Raw genomic sequence first — 14,525 nt, 5'->3', positions numbered from 1 at the left:
TCGGTGTTAGGATTTGCTCACCCTCTATCGAGGAATTTTGAGATGAGGAAACAACAGACCAATGAATCTCGGACTGTGCGTCTGACGATTCGTTATATCAACGGGGAATCTGATTACTTTGAGTTTGATTCTCCCCAAGAGGAAACAGCCACCTTAGCCAGTCACATTCAACGAGTTTTGAACTCGAAAGAATTAATGTTAGAACTCGGCGATCGCTTGTTAGTGATTCCGATGCAAAATGTACAGATTATAGAATTGTCTCCGGTTCCCTTAAAATTACCCGATCTTGTGATTCGTAATGTGCGGACTTGTGGATCGGTGAACTGATTAAAAATCAGAATTGTATCATACATAACTTCAACAATTTTGGATCGATAACCGAGTTCATGTGTAAGTTTTAAGCACATAATTCTTTCCTTCTGAACTCCTAAAACTTGGTGATGAATAATCTTAATTTGTCTAATATTAATGAACTTCCCGAACACGGTTGGGGTTTAAAAATTCTCTTTCCGGTTGCCGATGAATTGACTTATAACCGCACTCCCGATGACTGTCAAAACTGCTTAAAACTTGTCAAAAATTATGACTCATCCTCAGAAACATCATCTTCTAAAAAGACAGGTGTTGCGATTTTATATCAGTTCTTAGAAGCTCTCAAAAACATCATAAATTCCTTAGCTAAACCCCCCACAAACCCGGCAAACCCTCCAACTCCCCGACAAACCATTCAACTGCAAGTTAACAGCGATCTAGGCGCATTAGAAGAGGTTTTAGCCTGGTATCAACAGTTAAAAACCCAACCGATTCCTCAACCCATTTGGTGGCAATGTCAAATTGCTTTAGCTGAGGGATTTACCAATGCGGTTAATCACGCTCATAAAAATCTCCCTTGTACGACTCCCATTCATTTACAAGTAACTGTTTTTAACGAATCTCTAGAAATTTGTATTTGGGACTACGGACCCCCGTTTGATTTGCAAGCCGAATTCAAAAACAGTCAGCAAAATTAATAAGATTATATAGCGATTGGCTCAATTAATCATTCCGAGCGAAATATGAAGCAGATCAAACGTTTTTTTCTAAATATAAAAGATCTAGAAATAGAAGTTTGTCAAGATATAAGGGATATCTATTTTGTCCGACATCATACTTACTGGTATATTGCCTATGGAAAAAAAAATCCAGACCTTGAACGTAATTGCGTTATTTATAACCTAGAACTTCTGGTCAATAATCGTCTTTCAACTGTCAAGTGGGCAGGTTATCAATTTAAACTAGAAAAGGTTTGTTTTGACGATGGTATGGAAGTAGACACGATTTTAATTCCACTAGAAATGTTTGAAGATTTTATTAGGTATCATGGGAATAACTATAGAGGAAATCCACCCGATAATGAATGTACTAGACTGGGTAATTGGCTAAAAGATAATTCTTTAAAAAATTTGGCGATCGCTAACTTATAGAAACATTGGGTGTTGCACGCTTCCTGCACCAAACCTCGTAAGGATTTGATCAATGATTAGATTGTGAGATGATTAATTAAGGGAAAAATCCAGCAATAAATAGAGGAATAAACAAAATTGCAATTATGATTGCAACGACAGTCACCGGATCAATATCTCGTTTTTGTTTAGGATCTTTCATGTGTTAAACCTCAATAAATTCTCTGAAAATTAAGCCGTTTTGGGACTCAGTTGAAAAACAGCTTGAACCAATTCCGTAATATCAAGCGGTTTCCCTAAGTGCATCTGAAATCCGGCGGCGATCGCTTGCTGTCGATCTTCTTCTTTAGTATAAGCGGTTAGTGCCAAAGCCGGAATATTACCGCCTTGATCTTGCGGTAAAGAACGCACTTTTTTGAGAAAACTATATCCATCTTCATCCGGCATTCCAATATCGCTAATCAGAACATCCGGTATAGATTCTTTGATAATTTCCAATGCTTGTTTACTCGAACTGGCTTCGATCACCTGTGCGCCTTGTTGTTCAAGTATCAGCCTGATTAATTCTCGTGCATCTGCTTGATCTTCGACAACCATTATTTTTACATCTTGCAAGCTTAACCCATTATCTATCAATTTATCCGGCTGATCCCCATCGGATTGCATCACCTGAATGGGTAACATCACGGTAAAAGTCGTCCCTTTTCCTTTCCCCTGACTTTCTACATCAATAGTGCCGCCATGCAGTTCAACTAAATGACGAGAAATTGCTAAACCTAATCCTAAACCCCCTTGACTTCGCGTTGTCGAAGCATCCGCTTGACGAAAATATTCAAACACATAAGGGAGAAAATTTGGCTCAATCCCAATCCCCGAATCAATCACCTGAATTTTAGCGTAGGAATCCTCTGTTTTCTTTAATCGAACTGTTACCGATCCATTGGGCGGCGTGAATTTAATCGCGTTTGAAAATAAGTTCCAAAAAATTTGCTGAAGCCGATTTGCATCCCCCGTAATGATGCCAACACTGCTATCTAGAAAAAGTTCCATCGAAATTGATTTAGCATCAGCCGCAGGGCGTAAAGTTTCGGCTGTCGTTTGCATCAGTTCAATCAGATTAACGGAGTCAATACTTAAACTCAGTTTACCGCGACTAATTCGCGAAATATCCAGTAAATCTTCGATCAGTTGGGTTTGTAGAGAGGCGTTCCGTTCAATCACTTCTAAAGCTTGATCAAAAGTAACTTTGTTGAGTTTACCTCGTTGAATTAATGTAATCCATCCCAAAATTGAATTTAAAGGGGTTCTCAACTCGTGGGAAAGAACCGCTAAAAATTCATCTTTGACACGGTTAGCGGCTTCGGCTTCGGCTCTAGCAGTTTGCTCTCGTTTGAGGAGGTTAAAACGCTCGGCTTCGATGCGTTTACGAGCGGTAATATCAATGGCTGTCATGACAACTCCACAGACATTTCCTAGAGCGTTGTGCAGGGGAGCGAGGGAAACACTAATTTCGATTAAATCTTGATTTTTTCCCAGATGTTGAAATTCATAGTTTGTCAGTGTATGATTTTGTAGAGCCTGTTGAAATAACCGATCAAACTGGTTTTGTTCTTCGGGAGGAATCACAGGCAAAGCTTGATTGATCACTTCCTGACTCTGCCAGCCATAAATCCGTTCAGAGGCGATATTCCAGGCGATCACTTTCTTCTGAGGATTTAGGGTAATAATTCCCACCGGAGAAGCATCAACAATCGCCCGCAATAAGTCATCGGTTTGACGTAATGTTTCCTCAACCCGAAGACGTTCAAGTCGTTCTTGACTTTCTCGCAATGCTCGTTTTGCAGAGGGAACTAATCGCTCTAAGCGCTGTTTTAAAACATAATCCGTTGCGCCTTGTTTGACTGTCTCAATGGCTCGTTCTTCTCCCAACATCCCCGACACCATAATAAACGGGACTTGGGGACAGAATTCTTGAGCAATTTTTAGAGCGGCAATTCCGTCAAAGCTTGGCAATACATAGTCTGATAAGATTAAGTCGGGTAATTGGGTTTTCAGAATCTCCGAAAAGTCAGAGCGTCGAGTCACACAAATCAGATTGGCTTCAATCCCACCACTTTTTAGAGTGGTTTGGATCAGCTCTACGTCAACGGGATCATCTTCTAAGAGGAGAATTTGTAGCATTGGTGCAGGAGATGGAACTTTAACAGATAAGGTATTCCATAAAGCGTGCATTAGCTTAAGTTAAACATAGGGGCAACACTCTACTGAGCATACTACAAACTTTCGATGAAACTCTCTATCCTAAGGAGTGACATTTTGCCCCTATATATATTTTTTTAAGTTTCAGGTTGCTCCCGAGGTAAACTAAAGTAAAATGTTGCTCCTTCGCCTAGATTTCCCTCGGCCCAAACTTGGCCACCATGACGATGAATAATCCGGCGAACATTAGCCAGTCCAATCCCTGAACCGTCAAATTGTTGAGCATTTTCCAGTCGTTGAAAAATACCAAACAGTCGATTGACAGAGTTCATCTCAAAACCAATCCCATTATCTTTGACAAAATAGGTGATTTTTTGATCGCCGGAAATACTTCCCACGTGGATTTCGGTTTGTTCTTTTTTACTGCTATATTTTACCGCATTTTCCAGCAAATTTTGCCAGACTTGTTGAAATAGATTGCGATCGCCTGTTACCGCAGGCAATGAGTCGATTTTCCAGATGATTTTTCGGGGTTCACATCGCAACTCGATTTGCAGTTTGATCGATTGAACCAACTGTTCCATATTCACAGTCGTGTACTGCATTTCTGCCCGTCCAGTCCGGGAAAATAGCAATAAATCATCGATCATTCGGCCTGAACGTTCTGTTAATTTGGTAATCATATCCAAGTAATGCAGAACCGTTTCATCAGTTTTAATGGATGTGAGTTGTTGTTTGAGTAAATTCACAAAACCATCAATTTGACGAATGGGCGATCGCAAATCATGGGAAACTGAAAACGCAAAAGTTTCTAATTCTTTATTAATATTCTCTAAACGAACCGTTCGTTCTTTAACTCGTTGTTCTAGCGTTTGATTGAGTTCTAGAAGTTCTGCTGCCGTTCGTTTTTGCTCTGTAATGTCATCAATTAACCCATCAATCACCATTTTTCCATTTTGATTGACTAAAGTTTCACTAATTTGTACCCAAATTTTTTGCTGATTGGGACAGATTAATTCCCTTTGCCATTTCCATTGTTCTTGTTGACTACCCTCAATTTTATGAAAACGGAGCTGCTCCTGAAAAAAACTCTGAGCCTCTTCAAAAGAACTTAACCCCAACAGATGCAAAAAACCCTCAGAGACTTCCAAAAGTTCTCCTTCTAATGTAGAGCGAAACACCCCAACATTTAACTCATTGAGTAAAAATTGTAGGCGGAGTTGCAGTTGAGCAGCTTGGCGACGAGTTTGGGTATTTTCCCAAACAGTACGAACCGCTTGAGACAATCGAATAAACTGTTTCGGAGATTTCAACACATAGTCATCCAACCCCGATTTCATCGCTTCTACGGCTATTTCTTGGGTGCCTGAGTTGGTAAACATAATAATCGGAAGATCGGGATCATAAACTTTAACCGCCCGCAGAATATCCAATCCCGTTGTCCAGTTTAGCTCATAGTCTGTAATCACCAAATCAAAATCATCTGTTTCTAAAGCCTGGTAAAATTCAGCTAAACTAACGGCTTCTTGGATCTCGATATCAGGAAATTCCCGATTTAACTCACGAATCGCCAGAAGACGATCATCTGGACTGTCATCTACTAGCAAAATGCGTTGCAGCAATTGCTCCAAGCTCATAATTCCAAAAGATAAGTACATTAATATCTCTATAAATTTTACCCGATACTTTAAAGTTAAATCGATAAGCCTGTAGGATATTGATTTAATTTTATCCAGTAAGCATCAATGATTTCGATCATTTGAGTCAAAGTATCAAACTTGACGGGTTTCACTAGATAAGAATTAGCACCGATATCATAGGCTCGATTCACATCAATATTCTCTCTAGATGACGTTAAAACCACAACAGGAATGCGCCTCAGAGACGAATGTTTTTTAATCCATTGTAAAACCTCTAATCCTGAAAGACGAGGCAATTTTAAATCCAGCAAAATGAGAACAGGTATAGGATATAGATCTCGATTAGCATATTGATTATTTCCGATGAGATAATCAATCGCCTGATCCCCATCTTTAACAATGTGGATAGCATTGGTTAAATTGGCTTGACGAAAAGCTCTCTGTACAAACAAGATGTCATTCGCGTCATCTTCTACTAACAATATGCTGTAGTTATTGAGATCGATCATTGGATAAAATACCCATAGTAACCTTGAACTGTAATCCTATCTGAATGGAGGTTTATCGTCTCAATGAGTTGACAGACCCACCTGTGTAGAAAACCAGAGGAAAGCGGCGAACAAGTTGAGTTTTATTCATCGTTTCTAAGTATCTCATAATCCCGAGTCTAGAAATAGCGTTTTCCAACTCCGTTAGAAGTGTTAACAGACTCCGCACCGATGAGTTCGATCCAGAACCGACTTCCTTCACCCAAACCCGACTCTACGCCCACTCGTCCCCCCATCCGTTCAACACCGCGCTTGACAATGGCTAATCCGATTCCAGTACCCGGATAGGCTTCGATCCCATGCAGTCGCTCAAACGCTTGGAAAATGCGGTCTTGATGCTGGGGCGAGATCCCAATACCATTATCTTCAATCCACAGGCGCACCCATTGAGTCTCTGTATCAAACTGATTAACCAGTCCTTCCTCACCCCAAATAGATATTCTAGGTGAAACACCCGGTTCGACAAACTTGATCGCGTTAGAAACTAAATTGATGATCACCTGCTTTAAGATACTGCGTTGCGCCTTGACAAGGGGTAGAGAGGGTTCAATCAAAATTTCGGCTTGTTTGGTATCTAACTGCAGCTTGAGTTCATTAACCACTCGTTCGACAATCGCCGTTAAACTAATTGTCTCTAACTTAATTTCTGTGCGGTTTAAACCACTATAAGACAGTAAATCCAAAATCAGTTGATCGAGATGCTCGGCTGAGGCACTCATACGGTTAATATATTCTTGTGCCAACTCATCAAGTTGATTGCCGTAGTCTTCAACGAGAACTTGAGAAAATCCCTGAATCGCTCGCAAAGGAGCGCGTAAGTCATGGGCGACGGAATAGGCAAAAGCTTCCATTTCCTGGTTAGCATCCTCTAACTGTTGAGTGCGTTCTTGGACTCGCTGTTCTAGGGTTGCGTTGAGTTGCTGAATTTCGTCCTCATTTTGCTTACGGGCGATGACCTCTGCTAAAAGGTTAGCGATCACTTGCAGAAAGTTAACATCATCTTGGGTAAACTGCCGTTTTTCAGTCGAATGAACCCCTAAGATCCCAAAAGGCTGATGACGATTTCTCCCCGCAATAATGGTACTCATCCCGCTAATCACATGATGTTCCTGCAACAAAGCTGGGCCGTTAAAGCGAGTTTCGGTTCTCAAATCTTCGACAACGACAGGTTCATGGACTCGCAACGTATAACCCGCCTGAGAATTTTCATCCGTTCCGACTGTTGCTTGACCGACTAAGCCGCCCCGCCAACCGACTCCCGAACGCAACAGCAAGGTCTGACCATCTGGCAGTAATTCTAACACCTTACAATATTCAACCGCAAAACTTTCTGCAACAAATGCGGTCGTCTGATCAAAAAGTGCGTTTAATTTCCATCCCGACAACGCCATCTGACCCAGTTGAGTGATGATCGCCTGTTGTCTGAGGCGAGTCGCTAATGCAACTTCAGCCTGTTTCCGTTCTGTGATATCTGCTGCCATTGAGATAACCAATCGTCTATAATCTGAAAGCTGACCCAGTGGAGCCGAGCTAAAGTTCCAGATGCGCCTGTTTCCGTCTTTGGTTCTAATCTCATATTCTCCTTCTTCGACTCGATGATTAAGTTGATAGAGTCTATTAATTCCTTCTAAAACAACATTCTGACGTTGACCATAAACTCGCTCTGTCCAATCCTCGATGCTGGAGATTTCATCAGTTGTGTAACCTGTGATTTCTGTAACAGAATTACTAATTTGAATAATTTTGCCATCTTCGGCGTGAAGGATAATCGGGAAAGGCGCATCAACGACGGCTCGTCGGAATCGTTCTTCACTTTCTCGTAATGCGATTTCGGTTCGTTTGCGATCGCTAATTTCGACAATCACTCCGCCTAATCCGATAATTTGATGATCTTGTCTGAAAAGCGGAAAATAGGAAATTTGCCAATAGCAAGTTACACGGGGATGCTTGGGTGTTTCTCCGGCAATTTCAAGATTAAAAACGGGTTCACCTGTTTGTAAGACTTGCTGAAAAATTGGATTAAGTTGGGGTGCAAGATCGGGTAAAATCTGATCAACAGTACGACCTAAAGTTGCTTCGATAGAAACTCCGTTCATCTCGGCGATCGCTTCGTTGATCTGCATAAACTGCAATTGTTTATTAAACATGACCATTCCTACCGGAGAACTTTTAAAGAAACTTTCTAAAAGCCGTTTTTGTTGCACCAGTTCCCGTTGAACGGCTTGGCGGTGGTTAATTTCTTGTCGTAAGATGGCATTGGTCGCTGCTAATTCGGCGGTGCGTTCTTGTACTTTTTCTTCGAGTTGTTCATTGAGTTGTCGCAGTTGATCTTCTATTTGTTTGAGTTGAGTAATATCTCGACCTACCGATTGATACTCGACCAGTTCTCCTTTAGAATTGAAAATAGCCCGATTATTCCATTGAGTCCAGCGTACTTCTCCATTCACAACGACTCGATTTTCAATGGTGACCGTTGGATTCTCAAAAGTCATCGAGTTCACCTGTTGCAAAATACGTTCTCGATCTTCTTCATAAATAACGGGGTTGTAGCTATTGCCGATTAATGTTTCTGAGTTTAAGCCAAAATAGCGACAGTAGGCATCATTAACAAACAGAATCGTCGTATCCGCTTGATAGCGAGAAATCAATTCGGTTTGATCTTCAACAATTGCACGAAATCGCTGTTCACTTTGTAGGAGGCGTTGCTGAATTTCTTGGCGTTCAAAATCGATCCGGTTGAGAGTTTTTGCATTCCGCCATACAACCACAACGAATACCACCACATCCAATAAACTATTCACCGCCAAGCCCGATGAGGGTGTGAAACTCAATTTGGGGTAGAGGACTAAGATGAATAAGCCTAAAATTAGCGGTAAGATGGTTAATGACGGAATTAAACGCCGTGCCATAATACCCCCTGCTTTGATACTGCTAAATTCCCGCATCCAGGCTTGATCCGCAGAGGCGAACAAAATACCCAGAGACAGTAGCATGAAGCAAATAGCGGTATTCATTGCCATGCCTGTAAGCGAACCTGCACTGTAAAAGGGTGTAACAGTGTAGAGATGACCTATAAAGGCAAGCAGTCCGACAAAAAAGGTGAACAAACTCAACAGTTGAGCCAAACGCAAACTGTTACGAGCAAGTAAGATTAAAGCTGATCCAGATAAAATAAAGTTGATTGCGATATTTGGTGCAATTTTTCTTTTGACTTCGGCATTGACTCCATCTAGACTGTAGGAAAATAGCAGTTGGTCGATCTCTAAATTCATTTGAAAATAATACTCAATCAGCGTCAGTAAACCCAGGACAATCACTAAAAATGAACCTGTATTGATTAAAAACGTTAATTTTCGCTGAAATTGAGGATGTTGAGTGGTATATCGGCGATGCCACAACCCCAAGATTGTACCACTGACAATAAAACCCAGGGCAGTTCTGGGCTTCATAGAGACTTGTTCGGGTAACATTTTGAGGATTTCGATGTCTACTACCCAGCTAACGAGTACGATACATCCTGTGATTAAAACAATCAGGCTACTATATACTGAAAGTAATCGCAGCGATCGCAGTAACCGTTCTGAATTCGATGTTTCTATGTTGGAAGCATGAGCAATCATTGTTTGATCTAGAACCCGGTGATAGTTCTTTTATCATGTCAAGAAATTGGCTTTTTGTCTGTTCCCCGATTGATTTTTTGACCAATATCACTCTTTTGGCTACACTTGAGCTTTGGAGTTTTCGCTATCATCAAATCCAGGATTAGGATTCAGTCGAGTACCGCATCGTTTACAATAAATGGCATCGGGATCATGACTTGACCAACCACAACCCGGACAAATGGTTTCGACTTTGTTAACGGTTTTCACCAATTGTTTGATTAAATCTCCGACTTGCCAAGGAATTAATGCAATTCCCGTTAAAATCATTAAAATAGTTAAAAATCGACCGGGTTCTGACAGGGGAACTACATCCCCATATCCGACTGTTGTCATCGTGACCACTGAAAAATAAACCGCATCTAGAAAGGTTCCAAATATTTCGGGGTTCACGGGTTTTTCAACTTGATAAATCAAACCCGAAAAGACAAAAATAATTGTTAATAGGGTGAAGATAATTCGCGCAAAAATAATTCCATCTTCCGTTTGTAAACGAAAGATATAAATTTTGACATCAATAAATCGAATCAGCCGCAAAATTCTCAACCAGCGCAGAATTCTCAGAAAACTAACATTAAAAATCCCCAATAAATAAGGTAAAATAGAAACTAAATCAATCAGAGAAAAGGGATTAAAAAAGAACTGATATTTCTGTTCTGCTACCCAAAATCTCACGATATATTCAACTGCAAAAATAATCACAATTACCCGGTCTATTTGCTCTAAAATATACCGAAATTCTGTAGAAATCGGGTAAGTTTGAATAACAAAAATGACCGAAGACAGTAAAATTAAACCCGTGATGCTGAAACTGAACAATCGACCAATCGATGTTTCTAGATCATCAAGATAAAAAGCGATTCGTTGGCGAATTGACTTCAGCCCTTCTATTTCGCATTGTTCAGCCATTTGTCAATCAAGAATTTAAAACAATTTTTCACCCAAGGGGCAATTCATGAATTACCCCTAAAATTGGTGACTGTTCTTTAATCTAACAATTTTTGAATCCGAATCTTATTTTCGCTGGTGGCAGACTGTTCATCCAACCAAGCGATCGCTTGATTTCGTCCCTCTTGAGCTGCTACAATTAAGGCACCCCAGGCTTGCAAATCGGGTTCTTCTGGGCTTTCAACTAAAGCCGCTTGAATGCGAGTTTTTAAGCGTCCGCCATCAGCCTGTAAAAGTGTATTAATTTGCTCAGAGTTGACCCGTTCATTTTGAACCACATCCAACGCTTCTGTCCAACGACCATCAATTAAACCTGCAAGGACTTTTTGCGTCGGACTCGCCCAGGATGCACCCGCTTGAGCATCTGTAATATTAGCATGAAATTGAATCAAATCTAATTGAGCTTGAGCGACTGCCGGCCATTTTGAAGGATAAGAATCATCTTTTCCAACATTTTCTTTGAGCGGCTTCATTAACTCTAAAGCGGGAGACCATAGGCCACTACGAGCCAGTCTTAACGCCTTACGATAGTCATAACTATCAATCACTTGTTCATCTAAAGAAATATCCGCAAGCTGAATCGGATTCGGAACAAACCGACGAGGTTTAACTTGATAAATATTAAATTGGGGTTCAAGTCCGATGGTTTCCTCAATCAGCAACTCCGGTTCACTATTTCCGGTGACTTGTTCCCAAATCGGTTGCTGTCCGGCTGAACTTTTCCACTCCAACATGGTACTGAGATAATAATAAGTCGGATTGTAATGAATCACCTGTCCATAAGGCACGTTCTTTTGTCCGATCACCCGTTCACCACTCATACTAAACCAAACCCCAAAGCTGGGTGCTTTACCGCTAAATTGACGAATCCGGGTTAGAGGAAGGGGTTTATTTGACCCTTGTTGGTTGGTGCGATTACTAATCAGTGAAGCCAGTACAAAGGATTCGGCAGGCCCATTAGCTTCGAGTTGATGAACCAAGCGATAATAGGGTTCACTTCCCGGACGTTCGTAGGGGATTTGCACCGCTTTGTAAACTCGCAGTTCGACGATTTCCTGACAAACTGTAGGACAAGGATTAACTTGAGAAGGTTCGCGTTTTTTCATCACCGGAACTAACAAATCCGGCGAATTCTGCACCAGCTTCTCAGGGGGTAAGAGAAACGGTTTGAGGAAGTTTAAGTAGGGATTATTTTCTAACAGAGCGTGAGAAGATTGGGGAGAATCTGATCGGGGTAAGGATAAGCTTTCTCCAATGGTAAGTCCCTGTTCTTCGAGACTAAGGCCCACTTGATCAAGGGTTTTGATCGCGTCATGGGGTTGTAAGGGAACTTGAGTCCAAGCCGGTAAAAACTGATTGAGCCAAATTCCGACATCGGGATCTAAAATCAACTTGTAACTAAACCAAGCGCCGCCTGCGAGTAAAGTTGATCCGCCCAATAACAGAGCAAAAGCAACTCCATCAGCCATCCACTTTTTCCACACCGCTTTTAGGATAGTGTTTTTGGGCAGGGGTAATCTCTGCCGACGACGTGAAGGCTTAGACGTCTGTTGAATGGGGGCTACAGCAGAGGTTTCGCTACCTTTGGGTTTTGGGTGTAGCCATCCGATTCGGTACAGGATTCTCACCATTTGAGGGGGGGTTTTGGGTGTTCGGTTTCTTCGGTGAAACTTGTTGTTCATCGTCAGCTCTCCGCCTATTGTCCAGGGTTTCCGATCTACTATTTGCTCTCTTTTTTTACCCTACTGTGTCGTTGAGGAACAATTTATCGCAGTAGGACTTGTTCATAGCGTTGACCCGCTCGTTCCCAAGTGTATTCGCCTTCGATCAGACTTCGCCCCTGATCACAGAGTTGTTGTCTGAGTTGAGCATCCTCGAAAAGTTGGCTAATGGCGGCGACATATTCCTCCAGTGTGTTGGCTCGTAAGGCTCGTAACGGCACATTTGCCCCGTCAACGGCGAGTCCTTCTAAACCGCGATCGCTGGCGACTACAGGCACTCCTGCTGCCATTGCCTCCAAGGTTTTGTTTTTAATACCAAAACCTGTTCGCATCGGTATGACACAAACAGTTGCTTGATGTAAATATTCTGCCATTGATGGGACTCGTCCTGTGACTTCTATTCCCGGTAATGTCGATAATTGTGATACCTCTGGGACGGGTTTAGCCCCCACAAGGGCGAGTGTTGCATCGGGATAACGCTGTTGCACTTGAGGAAATATCTCTAAACTGAAATAACGAGCCGCATCAATATTAGCTAAGTTATCCATTGCGCCAACAAAAATCAATCGCTGTCCTCCCGGATCTTTTGGGCGCAGAGGAAACAGACTGAAGTCTACGCCGTTTGGAATAATTTCAAATTGGGCTTTGGGGTTGAACGCTTGCAGTTGTTGGCGATCTTCTTCTGTGGTTGCGACAATTGCCGAAAATTTTGAGCAGTAGCGTTGTTCGTAGCGATACAGTAGGGGAAGGTTTAAGCGATCGCGCAGGGGTTTTTCTGCCGTGTGGGTTTCCAACTGTTGGCGAATTGTGCCGTAAACTGAACTGTGAACGTTGACAACGGTTTTGAGATGTTGTTTCCATTGAGGACGCACATAAATTTCATTAACGCTATGTTCGCAAGTGATCGCCTCGCATTTTCCCGAACCCACAAACTCCAAAATCCATTGTTGCATCTGTTGAGAATAATTTGACAAGACGCTGGGTGGTGTTCCTTGGGTTAAAAATTGACCAAAACGCCTGATTTTTGCCCAAGTTCCGCCTGTTGCTGCTGAAGTTTGAGGACGAGGGAAAACGACTAATTGATCAACGTATTCTCGCAACTCCTCAATTTCCACATCGGTGACATCTGGGGATCTTTGAGTTACAACAGTGATAGAATGGTTTTGAGTCAAATATTTGAGCAAGTTAAAGGTTCGCACTTGGGTTCCCCCTCGACTAGGAGGATAGGGAAAGGTTGAAGAAATCATTAAAATTTTCAGAGGATGTAATTTATTCATAGGTGGGGGTGAAAAATAAGTTTAAATCATTAACAAATTGAGAAGAGCTAGGAGTGGAGGAATGGAATCCCAAGGCATTTATACTTTAGCCAATGATGTGGTTTTTGACCAGTTAGTGGCTTTGCTCAATAGTATTGAGGTTAATGTTGGCTCAAATATTCCGGTTTGCGTGATCCCTTATGACGATCGCTTGGAAAAAGTTAAACGCGAAATAAATGCTCGGGCAAATGTAACCCTTTACGAGAATTATCCAGAAATGCAGCGCTGGGAAGAATTTGCCAAAGAAGTTTGGGCGGCTCATCCCCGAGCAACTCAATCAAAGAAAAAAATTGCAAAATGGTACAATAAAAGTAATCTTCTGCGAAAAATGTGCGCTTTTGATGGCGAGTTTGAAGAGTTTGTTTTCTATGATGCTGATAGCGTAGCAATGAAGCCCCTCGATCAAGTGTTTACTAAACTAGAGGAATACGATTTTGTATTTGATGATTGGGAACACGCCAAGCGAAAAGAGGTAGCCGCTTTTAACTTTGATCGAGTTTATCAAGATAGTGGATTAACTGAATCTGAGGTACGATCTAAAATTCACTGTTCTAGTTTCTTCGGTTCTCGGGCTGGAATTTTTGGAGTTCAAGAATTGGAAACGTTAAAAAAGAGACTCATTGAACATCGCGAAATTGAATGGATTAACTCTTTATCTTGGTGGTGTGATGCTGATTTATTCAGTTATATGTCTTTGGTGACAAACCGACCCATTTTTAATTTTACTCGAAGTTCTAATGGTGAAGAAAGAACAGGCAACTGCGCCAATGCTGATCCATTTGTCAATATAGACAACGTTCTCTACAATCAGGATGGATTAAAACCGATTCATCGCATTCACTATATGGGTTATTCTTCTGTTGATTTTGGGCGTTTATCTCAGGGTGAAGATGTTCATATTCCTTATCAAGATGTGTTTTTACATTATCGCTTTTTGAAGCATCCTGAACAGAAGCCCACAAAACTACAGCCTCCGAGTTTGTTTGAGAAAGCTAATCGATTTGTACAACGCTCTATTAACAAGTTAAAAAAGGTTTGATCTGTATCATCAA

At 41.5% G+C, this 14,525-nt stretch carries 11 protein-coding genes; 4 read left to right on the top strand and 7 right to left on the bottom strand.

What is annotated here, in order from left to right; translation table 11 throughout:
- Positions 1–42: 42 nt before the first annotated feature.
- The 3 genes from VB836_RS01365 (at position 43) to VB836_RS01355 (ending at position 1,463) form a co-directional block, all read left to right on the top strand.
- Positions 43–327 carry a hypothetical protein gene (locus VB836_RS01365; RefSeq protein ID WP_046280749.1) on the top strand — a complete coding sequence of 95 codons (285 nt, stop codon included), beginning with the start codon at positions 43–45 and terminating at the stop codon, positions 325–327.
- A 113-nt stretch (positions 328–440) separates the two neighbouring features.
- Complete coding sequence (locus tag VB836_RS01360) at positions 441–1,010, top strand: ATP-binding protein (RefSeq protein ID WP_323217663.1); 570 nt, start codon at positions 441–443, stop codon at positions 1,008–1,010.
- Between the two features lie 45 nt (positions 1,011–1,055).
- Positions 1,056–1,463 carry a hypothetical protein gene (locus tag VB836_RS01355; RefSeq protein ID WP_323217662.1) on the top strand — a complete coding sequence of 136 codons (408 nt, stop codon included), beginning with the start codon at positions 1,056–1,058 and terminating at the stop codon, positions 1,461–1,463.
- 210 nt (positions 1,464–1,673) lie between these two features.
- On the opposite strand, the gene VB836_RS01350 is transcribed toward VB836_RS01355, so the two are convergent.
- From VB836_RS01350 to VB836_RS01320, 7 genes are all read right to left on the bottom strand, one after another.
- Positions 1,674–3,674, bottom strand: coding sequence for an ATP-binding response regulator (locus tag VB836_RS01350; RefSeq protein WP_323217661.1), 2,001 nt, complete (start codon positions 3,672–3,674; stop codon positions 1,674–1,676).
- Positions 3,675–3,778: 104 nt separating this feature from the next.
- Complete coding sequence (locus tag VB836_RS01345; RefSeq protein WP_323217660.1) at positions 3,779–5,299, bottom strand: sensor histidine kinase; 1,521 nt, start codon at positions 5,297–5,299, stop codon at positions 3,779–3,781.
- A 35-nt stretch (positions 5,300–5,334) separates the two neighbouring features.
- A complete protein-coding gene (locus VB836_RS01340; protein ID WP_046278968.1) occupies positions 5,335–5,790 on the bottom strand; it encodes a response regulator in 456 nt (151 codons plus the stop codon).
- Positions 5,791–5,948: 158 nt separating this feature from the next.
- Positions 5,949–9,449: a PAS domain-containing sensor histidine kinase gene (locus tag VB836_RS01335; protein WP_323217659.1), complete on the bottom strand. Its 3,501-nt coding sequence runs from the start codon at positions 9,447–9,449 to the stop codon at positions 5,949–5,951.
- Positions 9,450–9,548: 99 nt separating this feature from the next.
- Complete coding sequence (locus VB836_RS01330; RefSeq protein ID WP_323217658.1) at positions 9,549–10,397, bottom strand: ion transporter; 849 nt, start codon at positions 10,395–10,397, stop codon at positions 9,549–9,551.
- A gap of 77 nt (positions 10,398–10,474) precedes the next feature.
- Positions 10,475–12,118: a hypothetical protein gene (locus tag VB836_RS01325; RefSeq protein WP_323217657.1), complete on the bottom strand. Its 1,644-nt coding sequence runs from the start codon at positions 12,116–12,118 to the stop codon at positions 10,475–10,477.
- An 83-nt stretch (positions 12,119–12,201) separates the two neighbouring features.
- Positions 12,202–13,416 (bottom strand): glycosyltransferase family 4 protein, encoded by a 1,215-nt coding sequence (locus VB836_RS01320; RefSeq protein ID WP_323217811.1) that lies wholly within the window; start codon positions 13,414–13,416, stop codon positions 12,202–12,204.
- A gap of 79 nt (positions 13,417–13,495) precedes the next feature.
- Between VB836_RS01320 and VB836_RS01315 the strand changes: the two genes are divergently transcribed.
- Positions 13,496–14,512 carry an Npun_R2821/Npun_R2822 family protein gene (locus VB836_RS01315; RefSeq protein ID WP_323217656.1) on the top strand — a complete coding sequence of 339 codons (1,017 nt, stop codon included), beginning with the start codon at positions 13,496–13,498 and terminating at the stop codon, positions 14,510–14,512.
- Positions 14,513–14,525 lie beyond the last annotated feature (13 nt).

It is taken from the genome of Limnoraphis robusta BA-68 BA1 (genome assembly GCF_034932365.1).
Taxonomy (GTDB): domain Bacteria; phylum Cyanobacteriota; class Cyanobacteriia; order Cyanobacteriales; family Microcoleaceae; genus Capilliphycus; species Capilliphycus robustus.
The sequence above is the reverse complement of the archived record's forward strand: the minus strand, read 5'-3'. Positions and strand labels throughout refer to the sequence as shown.